Source organism: Lachnoclostridium phytofermentans (genome assembly GCF_000733755.1).
In the GTDB taxonomy this organism is placed as follows: Bacteria; Bacillota; Clostridia; order Lachnospirales; family Lachnospiraceae; genus Lachnoclostridium; species Lachnoclostridium phytofermentans_A.
The window spans coordinates 403,750-428,606 of the sequence record NZ_JPOF01000002.1; the positions used below are offsets into that span (position 1 = coordinate 403,750).

Genomic DNA, 24,857 nt, shown 5'->3' on the forward strand with positions numbered 1-24,857 from the left:
GAAAATATATAAAAGCAACAATTAATTCGATTTTTTCCAACTTCCCACCTGGAGGTTCCTATATGAAAACAATTGACAGAAACGACTTCCCACTTTTAGCATCTTATACAGTGAATGAGAAACCTTTAGTTTATCTTGACAATGCGGCAACAACGCAAAAACCTTTACAAGTACTAAAAGCGGAAGAAGATTATTATAAAACAAGTAACGCCAATCCTTTGCGCGGTTTTTATAACCTTGGAATTGCTGCCACAGAAAGCTATGAAATGGCACGCCATACCGTAGCTTCCTTTCTTCATGCAAAGGACAATGAAATTATATTTACAAGAAACACAACAGAATCCATTAATTTAGTGATGTATAGTTATGCCCTGCAGGTACTTAAACCGGGAGATGAGATTCTAATTTCTATCTTAGAACATCATAGCAATTTAATACCCTGGCAATTAGCTGCAAAATATACAGGGGCAACACTACGTTATTTATATACAGATTCCGAAGGTATCCTATCCGAAGAGGAAATCAATCAAAAATTAACTGATAAAACTAAACTTGTTGCCATTACTCATGTATCTAATGTTTTAGGAGTTATGACACCAGTGGAAGCTATTATTGAAAGGGCGCATGAAAAAGGCGCTGTTGTTTTACTTGACCTCGCTCAAAGTATTGCACATACTCCGATTGATGTGAAAAAATGGAATGTCGATTTTGCAGTATTTTCAGGTCATAAAATCTATGGACCAATGGGAATTGGCGTTCTTTATGGGAAATATGAATTATTAAACACAATGCCCCCATTTCTTACTGGTGGTGAAATGATTTCTTCTGTTCATGAAGACAGTGTTGAATTTGCAGAAGTTCCACAACGTTTTGAGGCAGGCACGCAAAATGCAGCTGGTGCAATTGGATTAGCAAGCGCTCTCTCCTACGTTTCTGAAATCGGTTATGAGCAAATCATTCAAACGGAAGTAGATTTAATGCAGTATCTAATGGATGGAATAAAGCAGATTCCCGAAGTAACGATATATGGTCCTGCGGATGCAAAATTGCACCATGGCGTGCTTTCCTTTCAAGTAAAAGACGTGCATCCTCACGATGTTGCCACCATATTAAACGAAGATGGAATCGCCATCCGTGCTGGCCATCATTGTGCGCAGCCACTCATGGAATTCTTAAGGTTACATGCAACCAACAGAGTTAGTATTTCCTTTTATAATACCAAAGAGGAGATCGATTTCTTTTTAAATAGTATCAAACAAGTTAGGAGGTGGCTTGGCTATGGATCTCAGACAAGTATATACACAAATCATTAAGGAACATAATGGAAATGGTTATCACAAACATCATCTAAAGGCACCAACCGATTCAAAAGAAGGGGTTAATCCAAGCTGTGGTGATCAAATCACACTGGAACTTAAAATAAAAGATAATGTTATCATGGAAGCTGCGTTTACAGGTTATGGCTGCGCTATCTCTCAAGCTTCCGCAGATATGATGATTGATATCATTGAGGGCAAGGACATTCATGAAGCTCGGAAGTTAATCTCTCTCTTTATGCGTATGATTCGAAATGAATTAACCGAAGAGGATGACATCGAACTCCTAGAAGATGCTACTGCTTTAAAAGACATTGCACATATGCCAGCTAGGGTAAAATGTGCGGTTCTTGGGTGGCATACGTTAGAGGAGATGTTGCCATAGTAAGATCTCTATAATATCACATTACTTTATCCCAGAATTACAATCTAAGTAAGATTGAATGCTCTGACACTAATCTTTAGTGAACCTAAGTGTTGTGAATCTAATAATGCTTAAATTAAAAAGGCTTTGACATCCCTGCCGTTACTGGAAAAACCAATAACCATAAGGTATCTCAAAGCCTTTGAATGTTATATAAAACTATTGCTAAATCAGATTACTGACCCATCTGCTATGCTAAGTTTTGGGATATAACCTTCTTAAAGTGCCTTAAATATTAGCTTTCCAAACATCTACAATATATATCGTTCTCGTTTTTACGCAAGTATTTTGCGTAGATTTTCTACTTGAATGACTCTAATCAAGTTTTTCTTTCGCAAACTTGAAAGACATTTACATTTCAATAGCTCTCTACAAAGCTTCCGCCGCCTCCTTCAACCGCTTCGCAAAGAATTTTAGCCCCTCACGGCATTCTTTCAGCGCCTCTGCCTTTGCCTGTTCATCTGTTTTACGATAATCCTCTACTCCCATCATCATTATGATGTAGATAAAATACATAATTAAACGGACACGATCCCGGTTGGTGAAAGTGAATTCCCTGCCGTTAATCTTGCTGTAATTATCCATGAAAATCTGGCAGGTGCTGACGTCTCCAACCACAGTATTGCTAGAGAGAAAGTCTGCATATGGGTCCCCATAAAACGCACGCTCCAAATCAATGATGGCATCAATATGATAGAAACCATCCTCTTCTTTTTTCAGCATGATGTTTTTTGTCCACATATCAAAATTAACCAGGCAAGGTTCTTTGATGTCATCTAACAGATACCAGTATGGCTCCAGAATTTCCAGCAGTTCATCGTAAGGCAAATCCAGTTTCTGTTCCTTGCCGTCATCCATCAGCATTTGAATCATACCTCGAAATGCGTCCTTCCAAGTTGGATGCTGATAGAAAGTATCATTCTTTAAATAGCCGTACCAAGGGCCCTTAATCTGATGCAGGGCTGCGGTATACTGTGCCAGCTCTGCTACAAGTATATCCTTATTTTCCGGTGTTAATTGGTCTGTCAGACGGCCCCAGTTGTCACCCATCATCCGTTCCATGATAAAATAGTCACAGTTAATTAGGTCCCAACTGAAGTCTTTGGCTAAAATTTCTGCAGTTGGAATAATAGTGCCCTTTAACAAATCGTACACCTGAAGCTCTGCCCGAACCAAATCTTTTTCATAGGAAAGGACATATTTTCCCTCTTCCACACCGGTTTTCAGAACCACGGAAAATGCCTCGCCGTCTTTCGTATAATCCACTATGTAGATGGCGTTGAACCAGCCTTCCGTTAACTCGCTCACATTCTGTACCTGAACATCGCCAAAGTGCTTTTCCATGATTTTCTGAATAATTTCTTTGCTTAAAATCGTCTTAGTGGTACTGTTCATAATGGTATTTCTCCTTTTGTTTTCTCTTTTTTAAACTATAGTACAATAAGATTCCGTTCAGTAAAAAGGCTACTGTGTCAGACACCGGGAAGGATGCCATGGCACCATGAAATCCGTAAAAATGCGACATCACAAACAGAACAGGCAGTGCAAGTAGCAGGTTGCTGGCAATTGGCAGAAAATAAGCGGTAAGCTTTTTGCCAGTAGACTGATAGTAAACAGTAGCAATGCTGCCAACTCCGGTCAATGACAGGCTAATAGATATGATACGAAGCATGGATGTACCCTGGGTTATCACATCATTTTCTGAGACAAACATCTTCATCAGCCATGCCGGTAACAGCTGACAAATGAGTGTAAGAACCAGACCGTAAATAATAGTAAATCCCGCAGTAATCCGGACAGCCTGACGCACACGTTCATTCTTTCCGGCAGCATGATTAAATCCGAAGATCGGCTGTAATCCCTGAGCGATGCCGGCAATCGGCATGAATAGAAAAGATTTCAAGCGTCCGATGATACCAAAGGCACTGATAGCCACTGCACCACCCAGTGCAGTAAATTGACGGTTTACAAAAGTCATATATCCGCTGTAGCAAATCTGGGATAGCAGAGACGGCAATCCGATAGCTATGACTTCGCCCATAATCCGTGGCTGCGGACGAAAGTTTTTCCACCGAATGAGATAGGTATTCTTTCCGGAGAAAAGGAAATACCACCAGCTCAGGCACATGGAGACAACCTGAGAGAAAACGGTGGAATAAGCGGCACCTTCCACCCCCCAGTTAAACAGAAAGATGAAAACCGGGTCCAGTAACAGATTCACCAGAGACGGAATCATCCACTGGTAAATGGATTGCCGGATGTTCCCCTCGGCTCGCATCAATGATGAGAAACCGGTCGAGGTAACCGTACCGGCTATAATGATTCGTGCATAAGAACGGGTGTAATCCATGAGTGCTTCATCGGCACCGAGGAAAATAACAATACGATCCAGTTGCCATAATCCTAGGATTGTAAAAAGAACAGTCACTATATAAAAAATCAAAAAAGTATTTGCCGCGACGTTGGCAGTCTCCTCTTTGTCCCCCCTGCCTAACGTACGGGAAATAAGTGATGCACCGCCAGCTCCTACCATGCTTGCAAAAGCACCAATGATAGTTAGGAGTGGTCCTGCCAGAGAGACAGCCCCGGCGGCAATAGCACCTACACCCCGAGCTACGAAAAAAGTATCTGCCAAGGAATAAAGGCTGTACATCATCACAGACATAACAGTTTGGCTACAAGTGGACCACAGAAGAGACGGTATTGGCCGGTTCAGCATCTGCTCCGATCCTTGTGTTTGTTTCATTGTATTTCTTCCTTTCATATCTCGAAGATTTCTTTGATCTTATGACTCCAATATGGTATAATTATACTGCACGTAAATACTAATAACAATCGATATCTTATTTGATATTATAACAATTCTACTATTTTTCTGAAATTTTCCGTAAATGGTATAATATTAGTCCATCTGAATATAGAAAACAAAACGCCCGATAGAGAGAAAGCTCTCTTCGGGCGTTAATTTAGTTATTCTGTTTTGCGTATATGCAAATTTTACGCAAATCGAGTTAAGTTTCCATATCGATTCACAAGGTTTTACGAGGTTCCAAAATCAATATAATAGAGGCTCTAAAATCCCGTAAACCGCATATATGCCGTCGTTACAGGATTTTAGAGCCTCTTATAAAGTCATTATAAAATTATGCTAAATTAGTCTTACTGACCCATCTGCTTTGCAACTTCAGCAGCAAAGTCTTCGCTCTTCTTCTCAATACCTTCACCAGTCTCAAAACGAACGAATCTCTTAACTTTAAGTGTAGCACCTAATTCTTTTGCTACGCTCTCAACATACTTACCAACAGTTAAGTCACCGTCTTTTACGTATGCCTGATCTACTAAGCAGATTTCTTTTAATTGCTTATTTAAACGACCAACTAACATCTTATCGATAATATTCTCTGGCTTGCTTGCATTTGCAGGATCGTTCATAGCCTGAACTTTTAAGATTTCTCTCTCATGCTCAATGTATTCAGCAGGAACTTCAGACTGATCTACATACTTAGGGTTCATAGCTGCAACCTGCATAGCTACGTTCTTAGCACATTCTTTTGCAGCATCATTTACTACAGAAGCTTCCATCTCAACTAAGATACCAATTCTTCCGCCGCTGTGGATGTAGGACTCTACAAAACCATTTTCAGTAACAATCTTCTCGAATCTTCTGATGTTCATATTCTCACCGATAACAGCGATCTGAGATGCTAACTCTTCTTTTACAGTCTTAGAAGCATCAAGACTCCAAGGCTCAGCTAAGAATGCATCAATATCTGTTACATTAGTTGTAGCAGCCTGAGCAGCTACAGCGTCAACGAAAGATCTGAATGTATCGTTTTTAGCAACGAAGTCTGTTTCGGAGTTAACTTCTACGATAGCAGCAACCTTTCCATCAGCACTTACGTTAGTAGCACAGATACCTTCTGCAGCGATTCTTCCTGCCTTTTTCTCAGCAGCTGCAAGTCCTTTTTCTCTTAAGAACTCTACTGCCTTGTCCATATCGCCATCAGTTGCAGATAATGCTTTTTTGCAGTCCATCATACCTGCACCGGTCATTTCTCTTAAATCTTTAACCATTCCAGCTGTAATAGCCATTTTGTTGTCCTCCATGTTCATTCATTATTTTAGTAAAACTATATCACGTATTAATAATTATTGTAGACAAATAGTAGTCACAATAATCTATGATTTACTTAAAAATGCCCCAGCCTAACATTTGCGGTCAGGCTGAAGCACTTATTCACATCATTGTATTAAATACAAACATAGGTGATTTACTTTGCAACAGCGCTTTCTTATGCCTCTACAGTTTCAGTTGCTTCTTCAGCTACATCTGTAGAATCTGTTAACTGTACGCCCTGGTTTGCTTCAATAACAGCGTCTGCCATCTTAGCTACGATTAATTTAACAGCTCTGATTGCATCGTCATTACCTGGGATTACATAATCAAGTTCTTCTGGATCACAGTTAGTATCAGCAATACCGATTAACTTGATACCAAGTGTATGTGCTTCCTGAATACAGATTCTTTCCTTCTTAGGGTCAACAACGAAGATTGCTTCTGGGATTTCCTTCATATCCTTGATACCACCAAGGTTTTTCTCAAGCTTCTCCCATTCCTTCTTTAATTCGATAACTTCCTTCTTAGGAAGAACTTCGAATGTACCATCATTAGCCATTGTCTCGATCTCTTTTAATCTCTTGATTCTGGACTGGATAGTTTTGAAGTTAGTAAGCATACCACCTAACCATCTCTCGTTTACATAGTACATTCCACAACGCTCAGCTTCAGATTTCACTGAATCCTGTGCTTGCTTCTTAGTACCAACGAAAAGTACCTTACCACCATTTGCTACTACGTCTTTGATTGCATAGTAAGCTTCGTCAACCTTACCTACAGATTTCTGTAAGTCGATGATGTAGATACCATTTCTTTCTGTGTAGATGTACTCTGCCATCTTAGGGTTCCATCTTCTTGTTTGATGTCCAAAGTGAACACCTGCTTCAAGTAATTGTTTCATTGAAATAACGCTCATGTTTTTTCCTCCATTTTGGTTTTTGCTTCCGCACAAGCTATTTTCTTAGCAGACCTAATCATAAAATTAGGCACCATGCCTCGAACTTGTACGTGATTTTTGCCTCTAACATTATATCATGAGAAGATATATAAATCAAGTGCTTTTCAAAAAGTACTCGCATTTTTATTAAAAAAGTTCCTCAGAATAAGATTTTGCATCTCTCTTGAAAGGAACTTCATGAAAGGAACTTATTAAAAGGAACTTTTTAATTAATACTGTGGTCTTTTTGTAATAAGGCGAGCAATCTCTTCATAACTTGCTCCAACCTGTATCTCGTAACGATTGATACGAATATTGCTTGCATAACCATTCTGAATTAGATAACTATCAAACTCTTTTGCATTCTTAACAAGTCCAATCGATTCACATAAATCTGCAACATCATGAGAATACATTCCTTTTGAAATAACTAATGTTTTGATTTCATCTGATTCATTTATTTCGCCCTTATCAGAAGTGCTGTTGTTATCTACAGAAGTGTTATTATCCTTCTCTAATTCATCTGCGTTTTTTGATTCATCAGGATTCGAAGCTGCATCATCTTTATTCATTTTATCATCAGAATTCACAGATGTATCATCTCCGTTCTTTTTATCATCAGAATTCACAGATGTATCATCTTCGTTCTTTTGATCATCAATTGAATTGGAACTATCTACCTCGCTTGCATCAGAATCTGGAGTGATCGATGGATTGTTTTCCTTTTTATCTGTATCCCCTTTTTCTTCATTAGACAAATTATTAGGATCTTTTAAGTTATCTCCTTTATCATCAATCGAAGCGACCGGAGTAGGATTTAATCCAGATAGATCTATCGTTTTCTTTTCTTCCATACCAAGTTCTTTTGCTGCTGCAATGATTTGTTCATCTGTCATTTGTGGATCTTCTTCACCCACTATTAAAAATACCATTATTGAAAATAAGATGCCTACTCCTATTCCCCTCATATAATATTTTAACTTCATTTTGTCTCCATTTCTAGGCATGTATTCTCTTCATAATAAGTCATAAATATACGAATCAAATTATATACATTTAAGAAAAGCAATAACATGAAACATAAAAAAACTAATTGATAAATAATTTAATATACTATGGATCTATTATATAGAAACAATATCTTTTAATTTTTACTCTGCATACAAATCTAATACAAGTTTCACTTCCCCTTGCCCTAGTCCTAATTGTTTTGATATATCACGAATAGAATACTGATTTTTATAGAGGTTGATAATTTCTTCCTTATGCTTTGCTACTAATTGAGTAGAATCTGCATTTGGATTCTCCTCGCCCTTCTCCTTATGAATGAATTCCATTGCTTCTGCTTCTTCAAGAGCTTTTAGCTTTTCTTCTGTACTCTCAATGTGCTCCTCAGATTTTGTAGGTACCAATGTTGTCTTGTTCCTTGCAGCCATGAGTTTAGAGAGCTTATCAAGCAAATCCTTCACATCTCTACGCACTGTTTCCATCTTAGAGAAGGTTGCTTTCAGTTCTTCTTCTTTCTCCTTTAACATCTGAAACAAGAAGACAACTTCACTGTTGTTTATTTCTATTTTTTCAAGAACCCCAGTTGAAAACTCATTAAACTCCATAATTTTTTCGTTAGATAATTGATTTAACTTATCCTCTGCATCAATTAATCGATTGCTCATTTCTTGTTCAATAACGTTTTGCACCTGTAGTCTTATTCTCTTCTTCTCTTCCTCGGTCAATTCATAATTCATATTATCTATCGGTTGAGATTTACCTGTTCTTTGTCGATCAACAAGTAAAAAGCTGAGTAAAATAAGTACTAAGGCGAAAATCAATAGTATTATTTGTGGTGTACTCATAGTAACTTATGATCCCCTTTATATTCTGATATCAAATCCTCTATGTGGTTCATTTCCATTCTTCTCTGAAGTATCATTCTCTTGCTTTTTCTTTTTCTTTTGCTTTTTTTGCTGTCCAAAGAATGAATTATTTCCTTTTTCTTTTGCATCATACCGATATTCCGGATTATCGCTTTTATTTGTAGCTACCGTTTGTTCACTCTGGTGTTTAATTTGCTCTTGAAACTTTGCCCCAAACGTCATTTGTTCGTTCGTTGGTCTTTGATTCTCAGCACTTTTTATTAATGATGCTTCTTGTGACTTCGTTGGTATCGATATCATTTCAATCGGTGTTATTGGCATAATGACTCCCCCTTCAAAGAAAATGGGCTTAGTAAGGACCTACCTTGATATCAGCACGATCTCTTACCAGACTGCAGTGAACAGTTTCTTTACGCACATAATATACCACATTCGAGATTACAACCTTGCATCCTGGATATATCGTATCGCTTATCTTAATACAACCACTCTCATTATCATCCATAAATGTCTGAAGTTCTTCCATACGTGCAATGGCTTCTGCTTTCTTTTTCTCAAGTGCATCTTTATTTACCGACATTGATTTGATCATTAACATCTTATCCGTCGGTAATTTTTCTCCGCCTTTTAGTTTCTTTAAATATAATAAAAGGTTCTGAGTAAGTTGTTCCAACTCCTTATTCATGTTTGGTAGCTCTTTTTCAATACGACGATACTCTTCAATAATGGTTGGATCTACTCCTACCTCAAGTAAAGTATTCGTTCCCATCGTGGAACCAGCTGTTTTGGCTTTAATCATTGTGCCAGAACGGATTTCACCTCCTGTAATGAATCCCTTCTTACCTCCAACAATAACATCACCTCTTGATGAAACACGACTGTGTAGTAATGCTTCTGATGATAAATAGCCACCTGTTCGAACCTCTGCATTCTCTATAAATTTACTAACTACATTACCCGCTGCGATAAGGGTTCCCTTGTTCATCCCCTGAATACCGCGCTTTAAAATAATCTGGCCTCCTGCCTGTAGCAGTGCACCTTCTACAACACCTTCTACAATGATATCCCCGTTAGCAATAACCTTATAGCCGGTACGTACACTACCTTTAATAGTAACATTACCATCGTATTCGACATCACCTGTAGAAGCATCAACATCTCCTTTAATTTCGTAGGAATCAGAGACATTAATCTTTTCACCAATCAATAATACATGCCCATCAACTAAAGAATATAAAGAACATCCATCTTCTGATAATTTGGTTTTTGTTCCGGCTCTTAAAATTTTATGTTCTACTCTATCCGGTTGGATAGCATTACCTACCACGTTAATCCCCGGTTTTCCCTGAATCGCAGGCTCTAATTTTGCTAGCAATTCCCCTTTACTTACTTTACTAATCGTATTTAATTGATGGAAATCAACCGTTCCATCTTCATTCTCTTTTGGTTTTCTTGTTAAATCTGTATTAAAATAGTATGTTATGACAGCATTTTTCCCCTTGACCGGAGCGGTTCCACGTGCTAATACAATATCCTCTAAATAATTTCGTTCCTTTAAGAATGCTTTTACATTCTCTTCCACGACACCATATTTAATTCCTGCTTTTACAAGGTCATTAACTATTTCGGTAGAATTCATTGTACTTCCATTTGGAGATGGCGGATAAAATCTTGCAATAGCCTCCATACGATCATCTGAAATTGTTACTTTAATTCCTTCACTTTCTGGCATGCGAACAGTGTTATTAAGCTTTATAATCTTAGTTTCTGTTAATCTAAGTAAAGCATCATTCACTATTATTTTGTCATAATCAATTCTTCGTTTAGTCAAATATTCATCCAGTTCACTAAATAAAAATATTTTCCCTAATCCTTTCGCTGGAATTAATTGAAGGTAAGTGCCATCGTTATTCGTTATCAATTGAAATATTGCATTATCTTTTGCCATTTATACCCTCTCCCTATACATTCATACTCTACAAGTTCCATTAGTTTCTTGCAGTCATTTATGCTGTCTCAAGAGTTTATTCACTTACTGCCCCATAAAAATATTAAGGTTACTGCCTAACTTCTGCCTCATCTTTTGTAACGCTTTTGTATGCAGCTGTGATATTCTGGATTCAGACACTTCTAATACTGCACTGATTTCTTTTAAAGTCAAATCCTCATAATAATACAGGACTATCACTTTCTTTTCCTTTTCTGTTAGATACTCCAATGCCTTTACTAACATCTCTTTTAGTTCTTGCTTCTCCATTACCTTTTCTGGCTGAACATAATCCTCACTGGTAACATTTTCTATCATTCCTTCTCCTTGTTCCATATATTCATCCAAGGATACTAGGTTCGATATCTTCGTTTGATTCTGCCAAGTTTCTAGTTCATCTGTTGTAATTTCAAGCTCGTTCGCCACTTCTTCATCGGTTGCCTGCCTACCATACACAGTTTCTAACTTTTGATATGCCGCATCTAACCTTTTTTGCTTCTGTCTTAATGTTCTTGGTATCCAATCCATCTTTCGAATTTGATCTAAGATTGCACCACGAATACGAAGCGATGCATATGTTTCAAATTTGGCTCCCTTTTCGCAGTCAAATTTGTCTATTGCATCGATTAAACCGAAGGTCCCATAACCAACCAAATCGTCATATTCCACATTATATCCTAAATAAATGCTGAGTCTTCCTGCTACAATCTTTACAAGATTCGCATACTCGATTATGATTTTTTCTCTGAGGTCAGGAGTTCTCTTCTTACTGTATTCATCCCATAATTTTTGCTTTATATCAGCACTCATAGGCTATCTCTCCCCTGTTTTAATCAACCTTCTCTTCTAATGTAACCACTGCTTCGTCTTTCACTTCTTCTAACGACTCTGCCATCATTTCATCCTCAGATGCTGCCTCTTCTACTTTTGCAGCTTTCATCTTCTTTCGTTCCTGCTCGATATATGCATCATTAGCAGCTTTGTTTATTTTAATAATGATTTTACCTACAATTATTCCAACGATATAAAAGACAATGAGCACACACAATACGATAAAAAGTGTAGAAACCAGATTATATCGATTTACTATACAGGTGATGCTTGCGATGGCTCCTGCACATAACGTAACAACCGCAGGTATGTTCTTATTCTTCATAATTACCTCAATTCCGGCGTGTCAGTGCCTTTTTTAAAATTAAATCTTTTTCAGTGGCTTTCCTACCGACTTAATTAATAATTCTCCAGACTCAGGATTAAATTCTATAGTTCTACCGTAGTTTGCGCCTGTATCCTGAGCTAGAATCGGAATCCGTAATGAATTTAACTTTTCTTTTGTTGCCTCCACATTCCGCTCACCAACTCGTAGCATATCATTGTTACTACTAAAGGCAAACATTTGTGCTCCACCAGCAATTTTAGCAATTAAAGCAGTACGACTAGCTCCCAGTGCTAACAAACGTCTTATCAGTTCATCGATACCTGTGTCTGCAAATTTTGCGATATTCTCATTGTTTTTTATTTTGGTACTATCAGGTAGCATAATATGTACCATACCAGATACTTTTCTACCAGGGTCATACAATACAATTCCAACACAAGACCCAAGTCCTAACGTGGTTATACTATCTGGAGGTTTACAAACATTCATGTCTGCCATACCAACTTTTATCATTTCCCCCATAGTTACACCTACATTCCTAATGATGTTAATATTGCGTTATAGGAATCCAGTGTTGGTATTAGTACAAAATATCCATTTACTTCCAGATTCTTATCACCAAATTCTGTTTCAATTAATAGTGCTTTATCACTTATCTTGCCAAACTCAATTGCTGGTACACTAAGAATCGCTCCTGCCATGTCAATCGCTAAGTAAGGTATACTGGAAGTTATGGTCATGTTCGTTAATGTTGAGAGAGAAGATAGGTATGCTCCAGCTATGATATTTCCAATCTCTTGTAAAGCTGATAACTCAATCTCTGTAAATTCTTCTCCTACTTCACACATTCCCTGCATTAACATACGAACAATTGCTCTCGCAGGTTCTTGCTCGAGTATAAACATAATCATTCCATCAATATCCCCATCTAGTGTTAGGAGGATGCCAACCACAACATTTTCGGCACCTCCTATAACATCCGATAGATCTTTAAACTCTAGAAGCTCAATCTTTGGAACTTTCATATCAACCTTAGCATTTAGCAATTTGGATAATGCTGTTGTTGCATTACCAGCACCGATATTACCAATCTCTTTTAATACGTCAAACTGCATGGAATCCATAGTGTCAAAATCTTTATCAGACATAGTAACCTCAATTCTGGCGCTTTAACGCCTACTTACCATCTACTTCTTTTTCAATGATAACTGCTGAGAGATTTAATAAAGAGATTAAACCATCTCCATGTTTCCCAACTCCCGCAAGATAAGACGCTTTTTCATCGTTCGCACTGCTAGCAATCTTATCCACGTTGTCATCACTAATGGTAACTACTTCTTTTACCTCATCCACAATAATACCAATTGCTGCCTGAGGTTCTAGCTTAATGATTAGAATACGGGTAGCATTGTTGATTTCATCTGGCTCTAGACCAAATTTTAATCGTAGGCTCATCACTGGGATAATTTCACCTCGAATATTGATAACACCTTTAAAATATGATTGCGCTTTTGGTACTCTTGTGATACGTTGCATTCTTACAATATTATCTACATATTGAATATTGATACCAAACTGTTCATTTCCTAGGGTAACAACAATGTATTGTTTTGAATCATTCCCTGTCACTTTATTCGTTTCCATACTGCGTCCCCCCTTATACCAAAGAATTTACATCAAGAATTAATGCGATTTCACCATCACCTAAGATAGTTGCACCACTTATCATCTTGCTGTTATTGATATATTTACCGATCGATTTGATTACAATTTCAAGCTGTCCAATTAAATTATCTACAACAAGTCCAGCAAGTTTGTCGCCCTTCTTAACGATAACAATCGTTAAATCATCAGTTTCCTTTGTGTTTTCAGTTACATCTAGAATCTTATTTAGACGAATTAAAGGAATAACATTACCACGAAGGTGAATTACTTCTTTAGACTGTACGTACTTAATTTCCTTAGTTGCAACATTTTCAATCGTTTCAATGCTACCAAGTGGAATCGCATATTTTTCTGATCCAAGTTCCACCATCAATGCCTGTATGATTGCAAGAGTTAGAGGTAAGCGAATGATAAAATTGCTTCCTTTCGAAAGAACTGTCTTAGTTTCAATGCTTCCACCTAGAGTCTCTATTTTAGTTTTTACAACATCAAGGCCTACACCTCGACCAGATACATCAGAGATAACTTCAGCAGTTGAGAAACTTGGACGGAATAACAAATCAATAATTTCTTTATCTGTCATCGCAGCTGCTTGCTCTTCCGTTATCGTACCTTTATCGATTGCTTTTCTCTTAATCTTTTCTACATTAATACCAGAACCATCATCCCTGACTTCTATTACTACATTATTACCTTCCTGGTAAGCATCTAAGAAGATGGAACCGACCTCAGGTTTCCCAAGCTTCATTCTCTCTTCGTTACTTTCTAGACCATGATCTGCTGCATTACGAAGAAGATGCATTAATGGATCGCCGATTTCATCAATTACAGTACGATCTAACTCTGTATCTTCACCAGTCATATACAATTCCATTTTTTTATCAAGTTTTTTAGATAAGTCACGAATCATACGTGGGAAACGATTTACTACGCTTTCAATTGGCACCATTCGAACCTTCATAACAGACTGATGAAGATTTGTTGTAATTCTTTCTAAGTACTCAATTTGCTCATTGAAGCCACCCATAGAATCTGATTTCGTTTCAGTACTATTCATAGAAACCAAACCGTTTTTAGCGATAATAAGCTCACTCACAAGGTTCATTAAATCATCTAGCTTTTCAATATCAACACGAACAGAGCGGTTAACAACTGGTTTTGCTGTTTCTTTTTGCTTTGCTGCAGCTGCAGCACTCTTTGCATTATAAGAATCTTTTGAAAGGGACTTTTGCTCTTGCTTCTCTGTTTCGCTCGCAGTTTCATCTTTATGCTCACGCTGTGGCACAATGATTTCTGAGATGTCAACATCCTTGATTTCAGATACTCCAGTAACAACCTTTTGAACTTTACTAATTGATTCTTTCGTTAATAATACTACTGAAAAATCTAAATCAAATCTTTCATCTTCAATATCTTGTACTTCTGGCTTACTCTTTATGATGTCACCTAATTCTTCTAATGCTTTGAATACTAAAAATGCTCTTGCTGCTTTTAAGATACAGGACTCTTGTATGTATACCGTTAAAGAATATGCATGACCGCCCTCTTGTGTCATCTTTTCCACAGCACGTAATTCATGATCCGCAAGTGCAATATCAGCTTGTGCTGATTCTTTCGCGGTTGCTGTTGCGATTGCAGCTGCACTAACTACTGGTTTACTTGTCTCTTCCTTCGCCTCAGAAGCATCTTGTGTAAATGCCTTTACTCCTTCATCAAGAATACGATTTAAGTTTTTAATGATATCCTCATTGTCTTCCGTACCTTCATCAGCGGAAGTAACAATAGAATTTAGATAAGATTCTAGCGCATCCAAACCTTTGAATAATACATCAACCAATTCCGCTTTCACTTTCATCTTTCCAGCACGAATTTCAGATAATACATTTTCCATATCATGGGTAAGTCGTTGCATTCTCTTATAACCCATGGTTCCAGCCATTCCTTTTAAGGAATGTGCAGAACGAAATATCTCATTTATCGTATCTTCATTCTCAGGTTCTTTTTCCAGTATCAACAATTGCTCATTTAAACTTTGAAGATGTTCCTTTGTTTCATCGATGAAAATCTCTAAATATTGACTTACATCCATCTCATTGCACCCCCACATTCTTCGTTATAGCCTCGGCAACCATTTCAATCGATACTACTTCATCAACAAGTCCTGCCTCGTAAACAACTTTGGGCATTCCATAAACAGTACTGGTCGCTTCATCTTGTGCTATAACGTAAATATTATTTTTTTCATTTAGTTGTTTAATCCCCTGTGTTCCATCTCCACCCATTCCGGTAAGGACTACACAGGTAATATCTTCATAATCTGTATCCTTCAAGGATTCATACATGATGTCTGCACATGGCTTTAATCCATTTCGTGCTGGTTCCATAGTGACAGATAAGGTATAGCCATCTCTTGATTTTACTATCCTTAGCTGTGATCCACCCTTAGCTACATAAACATATCCCTTTTGCACTAGTTCTCCATGCTCTGCTTCCTTTACTGTAAGAGCACTTAATTCATTCAGTCGAGAAGCAAGCGAATTGGTAAATCCCTCTGGCATATGTTGAACTATAATCATCGGTGCATCTAAATTTGCAGGAAGTTTTGGGATTACTTGATGGAGTGCTTTCGGGCCACCGGTAGAACAAGCCAAAGCTACTATTTTCTTCGCATTGTTTAAAACCTTAACATGCGCTTTTCGATCAAGCAAACCGATAGGTTTTGTAATGTCAACCTTGATTTTGTTACTCGATGTTGGTAATACCGGTCTTGCCTTATCAACCACCATACTTTGAGTCGTTGGTACTAACTCTGTTGCATATTCTAGTGCAGTTAATATCTTTTCTTTAAACGCACCATCCTTTGCTTCTATGTAACTTTCTGGTTTTGTTACAAAATCAAAGGCTCCTAGTTCAAGACAACGAATGGTCTCTTTGGCTCCCTCTTTTGCAAGTGTACTAACCATAATGATCTTTAGCTTTAATCGTGTCTTATTTAGTTGTTCCAACAGTTGAATTCCATTCATCTTTGGCATATTAATGTCAAGAAGAATTGCATCATATTTTGTCGGATTTAATGTAATAAGATCAAAGCCTTCCAAACCATTTGTTGCAACATCACTTATGCTGAATCTCTTGTCACTTCTAATTATATCAGATATGAGCCTTCTCATAAGTGCAGAGTCATCAATCACTAAAATATTTTTCATCATATCGTACTCCATTCTATTGATAGGCCAGTCAACAATCTAATTTCCCTATACCTTTGGAAGTATCTATCAATGTATCGTCTATTAATTAATTTATATATTTATTTATACGACGATACAAGTGTATCGTCTATTAATTAATTTATATATTTATTTATACGACGATACACTAACTTAACCTATTTTCTTTATTTCGGCGTTTTCGTTCTTTCTCGAAGATATAACGTATAATTGCTTCTCTCTCGTCACTTTTCATTTTTAAGAAAGCGACACGTTTTGAATATACTTTTGGAAGATTCTTAGCTTCTGAACAATTAATAACCCTAGCATATAAAAGAAGTTTCTTCGGACCACTTTCTGTTTCCAATAGGAATTTGACCTGAAGTATATCGTCCTCTTTGCAAATTTCTTTGGAGTTAAATTTCATACCACCACCACTAATATCAACCATAACTCCTTCTTGCCAACTATACATATTCTTTGTCTGAAGCTGCTCGATACTTTCTTGTATACTTGTTTTATCTATAAAGCTGTCATACAACTTTTTAATTTCATCCCATTCATCTTCCATTAAAATACGGAAAGACATATCTTGCACCATATCTAGTCGAAAAAACTGTCTTCTTTGTTGCTTTTCTAAATCAGAGATAATTTGAATCTGTGCAGCATACGCACTCTGAATACGGAACTTACTAATTACTTTCGCCTTACATTGGAATAAACCAGTCTTACTATAGACGTAGATAATGTAGTATGTTCCGATTTCCAAAGGGACTAACCTGCTATTTTCAATTGGGATGGCAATAGATACATAGTCAGTCTCATCTAACTCATATACCACACTTAGATGCCTCTTTGATTCATTCACTATATCCCCCTGATTGTTGATTTTTACCATTTCCAGCTTATCACCAACTGAGGCTATATCTTTAAACATTAGCTCCCTCCCTGTACTCTTTATCGATTGGTTGTCATTCTTCTACGTATTAGATTAGCAAAGATTCGTTTAATTCCCCTAGTTTCATTCGGTATCCCCATATTATCATGACAAATACGTTCTGCTAAAGAAAGCATAGCCTTTGCTGCCGTTGAATTTGGATATGCCATAATTACAGGTTTTTGTTGCATAATTGCTTGTGAAACTGCTCTATCCTGTGGTATACCTCCTAAATACTCCATCTCAATATCAAGAAATTTCTTAACCACTGTATTTAACTTATTATAAATCTCATTTCCTTCCTCTTCGGAATAAATTCGATTGGATATCATCTTTATTTTAGTTTCCTCTTTATTAAAATTATCTCTGCGATGAAGTGCTTTTAAAACAGCATATGCATCAGTGATCGACGTTGGCTCCGGAGTAGTAACTAATAATACTTCTGAGCTTACCGAAACAAATTCCATAACGAGGTCAGATATCCCTGCACCAGTATCCACAATGATGATATCAGCTAATTCATCCAGATAGTCCATCTTCTGAATAAGATACATTATCTGTTCTTTCTTTAGTCTGGTTAGTTCTGCAATTCCAGAACCTCCAGAGATAAAACCAACATTTTGCGGTCCTTCTGTTATGATGTCTTGCAATTCTTTCCCTCGAAACATTAAATCAGAAAGATTGAATTTGGGACGAATGCCCAACATAACTTCAATATTGGCAAGTCCAAAGTCAGCATCTAAAATTAAGACACGATTCCCTAATCGACTAAGTCCAATTGCCAGATTTAGTGATGTACTTGATTTTCCGACGCCACCTTTACCACTTGTAACAGTAATAACTCTGGCTGTACCTTTCGGACGCGGCTGCCTATTCACTAATCTCCTTAACTGTTCTGCTTGATCCATCTATTCATTGCCTCCCAATAACTGCCGTGCAATACTTTGAGCGTCAATTTTTTCAATATCATCTGGAACGTTTTGTCCAAATGCCGCATAAGACAATGGTGCATTGGTATACATACGAATGTTAAAAATATTACCAATGCCTGTTGTCTCATCGAGTTTAGTAAAAATCAATCGATAGTTAACAATATCCGAATATGTTTCGGCAATACGGATTAAATCTTTGTACTTTGTTGTTGCACTTAACACAAGATATACTTCTCTATCCTCTTCAGGGACAATATGAACTAATTTATCAATATCATCTCTTTGCTCTCTACTCTTATGAGATCTTCCTGCTGTATCAATTAACACAAGATCATAATCTTTAAAATCTTCCATTGCCTCTTGCATCTCTGTCTCAGAGTAAATAACGCGAAGTGGTACATCTAAAATATTGGCATAGGTTCTTAGTTGCTCTACTGCTGCAATACGGTAGGTATCCGAAGTAATTAAAGCAATTTTTGCTTGCTTACCAACCTTATAAGAAGACGCTATTTTAGCAATCGTAGTTGTTTTTCCTACACCAGTTGGCCCGATAAAGTAAATATACTTCGTTTTATCTTGCGAATATTCTATGGTTTTAGGCTGTCCAAGCTTTAAGATGATTTTTTGATAAAAGCTTCCCAAAATAGTATCAATCGTTGTATCTTTCTTTAACGTTGTTTCAATCTCAGTAATAATCTGATTTGCATATTTTTCATCTACATCATGAGAGATCAATTGATTGTACACTAACTGAACACAAGCATAATTGGGATTTGCTTCTTCATCCTTCTTCTTTTCTTTTACCTCTATCTTTTCCTCTTGCTTGCTCGTTTTTATCAACTGCTCCGCTAACATACTCTGAAGGTGATTTAACTTCTCTTCTATTGCCGAAGATTCCAGCCCTACGGAGTAGTCTTCTTTCATTTGAGATACTCGAAATCCTTTATTAAACGTGCTTTCAAACGGTGGCTTATTCTTATTGATATCGTTTGGATGCTTTACTCCTTCATTTTGTACCTGCATTTCATCAACAGCAGCGGTTACTTCCACCAGAGGTTTACGAAAAAGTTTAAATATTCCCTTAGGAGATATCGTTTTAATATTCATTACAATAGCATTTTTCCCTAATTCTTCCTTTGCTAACAGAATAGCCTCTGTTTCTGAAGTTGCCTGGAACTTTTTTATATTCATTATACAGTCACCATCCCAACTGATTGTAATTCCACATTGGATTCAATTTCATTATAAGAAATGACAATTAAATCATTAAAATATTCTTTCGTTAGCTTTTTAAAATACATACGAACAATTGGTGAAGTAATAATAATCGGGTTTTTCCCCAGATTTTCTAACTTCTCCACCTCTTCTTTTACTGATTTCATAATACTACCTGTTTTCTCAGGGTCTAACGCAAGAAAAGCTCCTTGTTCTGTCTGCTTCACACTATTCATAATTTCTTGCTCTATCTTTGGATCAAGAGTTACTACAGAAGTCATCTCATTCGATTGGAAGAACTTATTGGATATCGCACGTTTTAAACTCTGGCGTACATATTCTGTTAAAACATCCGTATCTCTGGTTGTAGGTGCATAATCCGCTAAAGTTTCAAATATGGTCACCAAATCACGAATTGAAATTCCTTCTTTTAATAAATTCTGTAATACCTTTTGAATCTCACCAACACCAAGTAATTTTGGAACAAGTTCCGAAACTAACGTATGATTCGCTTCGGTTATATTGTTGATAAGATTTTGTACATCCTGCCTTGTGAGAAGCTCATCTAAGTGACTACGAATAACTTCCGTCAAATGAGTTGCAATAATAGAAGGCGGATCGACAACAGTATAACCAAAGGATTCTGCTCTTTCTCTCTGGCTTTCCGTAATCCATAATGCTGGCAAGTGGAAGGATGGTTCAAAAGTAGGAATACCAGTAATTTCTTCTTCTACATATCCTGGATTCATCGCCATATAATGATCAAATAATATTTCCCCTTCACTAACTGGAATTCCTTTAATCTTGATTACGTATTGGTTTGGATTTAATTGTATGTTATCTCTTAGACGTATCGTTGGTACAACACAACCTAATTCCAGCGCAATCTGCCTTCTAATTAAAACAACTCGGTCTAAAAGGTCACCACCTTGATTTACGTCAGCAAGCGGTATAATACCGTAACCAAATTCTAATTCGATTTGGTCTACTTGAAGTAAGGAAACCACATTTTCTGGTCTTCTAATCTCTTCTCCTGATTGTTCTTCCGTGGAAGCCTCTTCTTCGATATTAGCAATTTTAATTTTCTTATCAATTACGGTACCACAGAAGATAAATAATGCACCGTAACTTGTAAATACCAAGAATGGTAATGGAGTTACGATACCTAAAAACGCTAATGCTCCGCCTACCATATATAATACTTTTGGTATAGAAAAGAGCTGTTTCATTAAAAGATCACCAATATCAGCTTCTTTACTTACCTTAGTAACAACGATACCTGTGGCTAAGGATATCATTAAGGAAGGTATCTGGCTTACTAAACCGTCACCGATCGTTAGGATTGCATACTTACTAAAAGCTTCCCCTGCAGGTAATCCAGCCTTCATCATACCCATGATAGTACCACCCGCCATATTAATTATGGTAATGATTAAACCCGCAACCGCATCTCCCTTAACGTACTTAGTTGCACCATCCATGGCTCCAAAGAAATTGGATTCTTCTTGGATTTTTTCTCTTCTCTCTCTTGCTTGTGCATCCGTAATCGCTCCGGTGTTTAAGTCCGCATCGATGGCCATCTGCTTACCAGGCATCGCATCAAGAGTAAAACGAGCAGTTACTTCAGATACACGTTCCGAACCTTTATTGATAACAATAAACTGTACAATAATTAATATTATAAAAACGATTACACCGATGACAACATCGCCCTGTCCTACGAATTTACCAAATTGAGTAACAACGGCACCTGGATCTCCATCTGTTAGTATTAATTTAGTGGAGGATACATTTAATGAAATACGGAAGACCGTTGTAAAAAGTAAAATCGTTGGGAAGGTTGACATATTAAGCACTTCTTGTGAAAAAAGTGCATTAAATAAAATAATCATCGAAATCGAAATATTCAATGCCAAAAGAAAATCGAGCAGTGTGGCAGGCATTGGTACGATTAAGAAGATGATGGATGAAATAATAAATAAGCCAACACCTAAGTCTGTTTTCTTCATCTTTACTGCCCCCTTTCCTTTCTATGTTTTTAACGAATATACATAAGCCAATACTTCCGCTACCATCTGGTAAAGTTCCTGTGGAACCTCGGATTCAATATCAACATTATAATAGAGCATTCTTGCTAAAGGCTTATTCTCAACAATTGGTATCTTGTTCTCCTTAGCAACTTCTTTAATTTTAGCAGCAAGTAAATCTGCACCTTTTGCTATCAGTATTGGAGCATCGGATACTTCTTTATCATATTTAAGTGCGCATGCAAAATGTGTAGGGTTCGTGATTACAACATCAGCTTCCGGTAGTCTTTGCATCATACGCCTTTGGGAAGCTTGCCTCATTTTCTGTTTAATCTTACTCTTAACCTGAGGGTCCCCTTCCTGTTGCTTATATTCATCCTTTATTTCTTGTTTTGTCATTCGCATATCTTTCTTAAATTTCAACTTTTGATAAATAAAGTCTGCGAAACCTACAATAAGAAATAAGACACTAATTTTAATTCCTAAATCAAGTACGATATCACCAATAAAGACAATGATTGCGTCAAGGTTTCCCATCTCATACAATAGATATAGATTTCCTAATTGATCCTTTAATGCATCATAAACAATATAAATGATGATACCAACTTTTATAATAGACTTCACTAATTCCATGACTTTGTCCATGGATAGCATCTTCTTGAAACCACTGAGTGGGTTTATTTTATTAAACTTGGGTTGTAGTGGTTTTCCTGTTATCTTCCACTTCACCTGAAATATATTGACTACGAAAGCTACCAAAACACCTGCTATAAAAACAGGAAAACAGATTTGTAGAATAGTAATCCCCATCTGATTCAGTAGTTTTGAACCTATTTGATAGGTAATTTCTTCTTTCGCTAGTGTTTCAATCTCCTTATAAGATTCAGAAAAAGAATCAAGAAACCCACTTGCCATATAACCAGCGAAGGTTTTTACAACCAAAAATAGTGCTAATAATCCTGCGGCTGTGATTAATTCTTGGCTTCTGGCAACCTGACCTTCTTTTCTTGCATCATCAAGTTTCTTCGTCGTCGCTTCTTCTGTTTTTTCGCCTCCAGGCCCTTCTTTTGCGAAAAACTGGAGACGATAAGCAACATAAAATTTGTTGTTCTCTGGAATCACCAACGCATTCCCTTACCTTTCATCATTTTAAAAAGGAGACTGCACTCTTTAACATGTCCATCATTTCTGTGAAGATAAAATCTGCAACTGACGGAATCATCATAACCATAAATAGCAAAACAATGAGTCCAACAAATACTTTTAATTGCAAACCAATGACAAACATATTCATCTGTGGTGCAACTTTAGCTAAGATAGCTAACACCACATTAACGATTAACATCGCTGCAAAGATTGGCAATATAATACGAAAAGCTATTACAAAAAAATCCACCACAAATTGTAACATCACCGTATAAATAAGAGGGTTTAGTTTAGTCCCACCTACTGGGATTACCTGATAGGAGTCAACAAGTGCTTTTATGATATAGTGATGCATATTTGTTATTAATAAGAATAACATTACTGCATAGTGATAGAAATTTGCAGTAATCGTAACTTGAGCATTTGAAATTGGGTCAAACTCATTCACCATCGAAAATCCAATTTCCATATCCATCAACTGTCCCGCGAGGGAAAGTATATGAAAACAGATATTAGAAAAGAAACCCATGATGGCACCAGCTAAAGCTTCTCCTACGATAAGTATTGCAAATCCAATCACACCTTCATAAGCTAATTCCGAATAAGGAATTGTTTGGCTTAATACAACGGCTATCGCTATAGATATGCCTACTTTCACTTTCTGCGGAACATTCTTTAAACTAAAAAATGGACCTGTATAAATAAATGCGGATATCCTCACCAGTATCACAAAGAAAAAAACTAACTGATCTACAGGTATTACCATAGCATCACCTGTCACTGTATAAAGTAACGGAAGTTATCTGCCAGGTACCAAAAATATTCCGTTATATTTTTCATAATCCAATTACCACAAAGCATAAGTACTAGAAATACTCCAATTAACTTTGGAACAAAAGTGAGGGTTTGTTCTTGAACTGAAGTTACTGTCTGTAAGACGCTTACCACAAGTCCAATGACAAGTGAAGTAATCAACATCGGAGAAGATACTTTGATAATTAAGAATAATGTTTGGCGTAGTAGTTCCACCAATAAGTTTTCATCCATATACTATCCCTCCTTTCAGTAAAAGGTTTTTATCACTGAACCGATGACTAAATTCCATCCGTCTGCCATAATAAACAATAATATTTTAAACGGCATCGAAATCGTCGTAGGTGGGAGCATCATCATACCCATAGACATTAAAGTAGATGCCACAACCATATCAATTACTAGAAATGGTATGTAAATCAAGAAACCAATAATGAATGCTGCTTTTAGTTCACTGATGATAAACGCTGGAATTAACGCAGTAGATGGAACATCTGCCCTGCTTTCTACCTCTGTAACTCCTGCGATATCAAGAAACAATTGCATATCCTTTTCATTAGTCTGATCAAACATAAAATCTCTCAGTGGCTCCATACCTTGTGTAAAGGCTTGTTCTTGTGTGATTTCACCTTTTGACAGCGGCTGAATTGCATTGGTATTAATGCTTGTCAGTATTGGTGACATAATAAACAACGTCAAAAACAACGCCAATCCAATCAAAACCTGATTTGGAGGTGTTGTCTGTGTACCTAAGGCAGAACGAACAAAGTGAAGCACTACGATAATTCGAATAAACGAGGTTAACATAATTAATATCGAAGGTGCTAATGTAATCACAGTTAGGATTAGGAGCATCTGAAGTGTAGCGGATAGCGTACCACTCCCTTCTCCAGAGTTAAAATAAAAGGTTAAATCATTATTATTTACTGCCTTATCATCCTCTGTGTTCGTTGTAGATTCGTTTGTTGTTCCATTCACCTCAGAAGCGTATACTTTTTTTGGAGCAGCACAAAAAAAGGTTAATACAAACACCATAATGACGAAAAGCCCAGTAAGGAAAGTCTTCTTATCGATAAGATTACATTTAGACGTCATAGCA

At 36.9% G+C, this 24,857-nt stretch carries 25 protein-coding genes and 1 pseudogene; 3 read left to right on the forward strand and 23 right to left on the reverse strand.

Annotated features, from left to right (window positions below):
- Positions 1 to 62: 62 nt before the first annotated feature.
- Together CC92_RS0104400 and sufU are read left to right on the forward strand one after the other, a co-directional pair.
- Positions 63 to 1,313, forward strand: a complete 1,251-nt coding sequence (locus tag CC92_RS0104400) for an aminotransferase class V-fold PLP-dependent enzyme (RefSeq protein ID WP_029504241.1) — start codon at positions 63 to 65, stop codon at positions 1,311 to 1,313.
- Complete coding sequence (gene sufU / locus CC92_RS0104405) at positions 1,279 to 1,701, forward strand: Fe-S cluster assembly sulfur transfer protein SufU (protein ID WP_029504240.1); 423 nt, start codon at positions 1,279 to 1,281, stop codon at positions 1,699 to 1,701. Before CC92_RS0104400 ends, sufU begins: the two co-directional genes overlap by 35 nt.
- 408 nt (positions 1,702 to 2,109) lie before the next feature.
- On the opposite strand, the gene CC92_RS0104410 is transcribed toward sufU, so the two are convergent.
- Both CC92_RS0104410 and CC92_RS0104415 read right to left on the reverse strand, forming a co-directional pair.
- Positions 2,110 to 3,135 carry a phosphotransferase gene (locus tag CC92_RS0104410; RefSeq protein ID WP_029504239.1) on the reverse strand — a complete coding sequence of 342 codons (1,026 nt, stop codon included), beginning with the start codon at positions 3,133 to 3,135 and terminating at the stop codon, positions 2,110 to 2,112.
- Positions 3,119 to 4,486, reverse strand: coding sequence for an MATE family efflux transporter (locus CC92_RS0104415; RefSeq protein ID WP_029504238.1), 1,368 nt, complete (start codon positions 4,484 to 4,486; stop codon positions 3,119 to 3,121). The genes CC92_RS0104410 and CC92_RS0104415 overlap by 17 nt, the downstream gene beginning before the upstream one ends.
- A gap of 122 nt (positions 4,487 to 4,608) precedes the next feature.
- Here CC92_RS0104415 and CC92_RS23590 point away from each other — a divergent pair.
- Positions 4,609 to 4,680 (forward strand): annotated as a pseudogene (locus CC92_RS23590) (AraC family transcriptional regulator); the annotation flags it as partial.
- 219 nt (positions 4,681 to 4,899) lie between these two features.
- Here CC92_RS23590 and tsf read toward each other — a convergent pair.
- From tsf to fliP, 21 genes are all read right to left on the reverse strand, one after another.
- Positions 4,900 to 5,832 (reverse strand): translation elongation factor Ts, encoded by a 933-nt coding sequence (gene tsf, locus CC92_RS0104420; protein ID WP_029504237.1) that lies wholly within the window; start codon positions 5,830 to 5,832, stop codon positions 4,900 to 4,902.
- A gap of 200 nt (positions 5,833 to 6,032) precedes the next feature.
- Positions 6,033 to 6,773, reverse strand: a complete 741-nt coding sequence (gene rpsB / locus CC92_RS0104425) for a 30S ribosomal protein S2 (protein WP_029504236.1) — start codon at positions 6,771 to 6,773, stop codon at positions 6,033 to 6,035.
- Between the two features lie 251 nt (positions 6,774 to 7,024).
- Positions 7,025 to 7,780: a hypothetical protein gene (locus CC92_RS21415; protein ID WP_051650841.1), complete on the reverse strand. Its 756-nt coding sequence runs from the start codon at positions 7,778 to 7,780 to the stop codon at positions 7,025 to 7,027.
- Positions 7,781 to 7,945: 165 nt separating this feature from the next.
- Entirely contained in the window at positions 7,946 to 8,647 is a 702-nt protein-coding gene (locus CC92_RS0104440; protein WP_029504233.1) for a DUF6115 domain-containing protein, read from the reverse strand.
- An 18-nt stretch (positions 8,648 to 8,665) separates the two neighbouring features.
- A complete protein-coding gene (locus tag CC92_RS0104445) occupies positions 8,666 to 8,989 on the reverse strand; it encodes a hypothetical protein (protein ID WP_029504232.1) in 324 nt (107 codons plus the stop codon).
- A gap of 28 nt (positions 8,990 to 9,017) precedes the next feature.
- Entirely contained in the window at positions 9,018 to 10,616 is a 1,599-nt protein-coding gene (locus CC92_RS0104450; RefSeq protein WP_029504231.1) for a DUF342 domain-containing protein, read from the reverse strand.
- 84 nt (positions 10,617 to 10,700) lie between these two features.
- On the reverse strand, positions 10,701 to 11,465 hold the full coding sequence (locus tag CC92_RS0104455) for a FliA/WhiG family RNA polymerase sigma factor (RefSeq protein ID WP_029504230.1): 765 nt from the start codon (positions 11,463 to 11,465) through the stop codon (positions 10,701 to 10,703).
- A gap of 19 nt (positions 11,466 to 11,484) precedes the next feature.
- Positions 11,485 to 11,811 carry a hypothetical protein gene (locus CC92_RS0104460; RefSeq protein WP_029504229.1) on the reverse strand — a complete coding sequence of 109 codons (327 nt, stop codon included), beginning with the start codon at positions 11,809 to 11,811 and terminating at the stop codon, positions 11,485 to 11,487.
- Between the two features lie 39 nt (positions 11,812 to 11,850).
- On the reverse strand, positions 11,851 to 12,336 hold the full coding sequence (locus tag CC92_RS0104465; RefSeq protein WP_029504227.1) for a chemotaxis protein CheD: 486 nt from the start codon (positions 12,334 to 12,336) through the stop codon (positions 11,851 to 11,853).
- A gap of 8 nt (positions 12,337 to 12,344) precedes the next feature.
- Positions 12,345 to 12,962, reverse strand: coding sequence for a chemotaxis protein CheC (locus CC92_RS0104470; RefSeq protein ID WP_029504226.1), 618 nt, complete (start codon positions 12,960 to 12,962; stop codon positions 12,345 to 12,347).
- A gap of 28 nt (positions 12,963 to 12,990) precedes the next feature.
- Positions 12,991 to 13,458, reverse strand: a complete 468-nt coding sequence (locus CC92_RS0104475) for a chemotaxis protein CheW (protein ID WP_029504225.1) — start codon at positions 13,456 to 13,458, stop codon at positions 12,991 to 12,993.
- Between the two features lie 13 nt (positions 13,459 to 13,471).
- On the reverse strand, positions 13,472 to 15,568 hold the full coding sequence (locus CC92_RS0104480; RefSeq protein WP_029504223.1) for a chemotaxis protein CheA: 2,097 nt from the start codon (positions 15,566 to 15,568) through the stop codon (positions 13,472 to 13,474).
- Position 15,569: 1 nt separating this feature from the next.
- A complete protein-coding gene (cheB, locus tag CC92_RS0104485; RefSeq protein WP_029504222.1) occupies positions 15,570 to 16,688 on the reverse strand; it encodes a chemotaxis-specific protein-glutamate methyltransferase CheB in 1,119 nt (372 codons plus the stop codon).
- Positions 16,689 to 16,854: 166 nt separating this feature from the next.
- Positions 16,855 to 17,622, reverse strand: a complete 768-nt coding sequence (locus CC92_RS0104490; RefSeq protein WP_029504221.1) for a flagellar brake protein — start codon at positions 17,620 to 17,622, stop codon at positions 16,855 to 16,857.
- 20 nt (positions 17,623 to 17,642) lie between these two features.
- Positions 17,643 to 18,530, reverse strand: a complete 888-nt coding sequence (locus CC92_RS0104495) for a MinD/ParA family protein (protein WP_029504220.1) — start codon at positions 18,528 to 18,530, stop codon at positions 17,643 to 17,645.
- The gene (gene flhF / locus CC92_RS0104500) at positions 18,531 to 19,745 is read right to left on the reverse strand and encodes a flagellar biosynthesis protein FlhF (RefSeq protein WP_029504218.1); all 1,215 of its coding nucleotides are present in this window, start codon (positions 19,743 to 19,745) and stop codon (positions 18,531 to 18,533) included. It abuts the gene before it with no gap.
- Positions 19,745 to 21,778 carry a flagellar biosynthesis protein FlhA gene (flhA, locus tag CC92_RS0104505; RefSeq protein WP_029504216.1) on the reverse strand — a complete coding sequence of 678 codons (2,034 nt, stop codon included), beginning with the start codon at positions 21,776 to 21,778 and terminating at the stop codon, positions 19,745 to 19,747. The genes flhF and flhA overlap by 1 nt, the downstream gene beginning before the upstream one ends.
- A 21-nt stretch (positions 21,779 to 21,799) precedes the next feature.
- Positions 21,800 to 22,921: a flagellar biosynthesis protein FlhB gene (flhB, locus tag CC92_RS0104510; protein WP_029504215.1), complete on the reverse strand. Its 1,122-nt coding sequence runs from the start codon at positions 22,919 to 22,921 to the stop codon at positions 21,800 to 21,802.
- Positions 22,922 to 22,943: 22 nt separating this feature from the next.
- Positions 22,944 to 23,711, reverse strand: a complete 768-nt coding sequence (fliR, locus tag CC92_RS0104515; RefSeq protein ID WP_029504214.1) for a flagellar biosynthetic protein FliR — start codon at positions 23,709 to 23,711, stop codon at positions 22,944 to 22,946.
- Between the two features lie 11 nt (positions 23,712 to 23,722).
- Positions 23,723 to 23,992, reverse strand: a complete 270-nt coding sequence (gene fliQ, locus CC92_RS0104520) for a flagellar biosynthesis protein FliQ (protein WP_029504212.1) — start codon at positions 23,990 to 23,992, stop codon at positions 23,723 to 23,725.
- Positions 23,993 to 24,007: 15 nt separating this feature from the next.
- Positions 24,008 to 24,853, reverse strand: coding sequence for a flagellar type III secretion system pore protein FliP (fliP, locus tag CC92_RS0104525; RefSeq protein ID WP_029504211.1), 846 nt, complete (start codon positions 24,851 to 24,853; stop codon positions 24,008 to 24,010).
- Between the last annotated feature and the right edge of the window lie 4 nt (positions 24,854 to 24,857).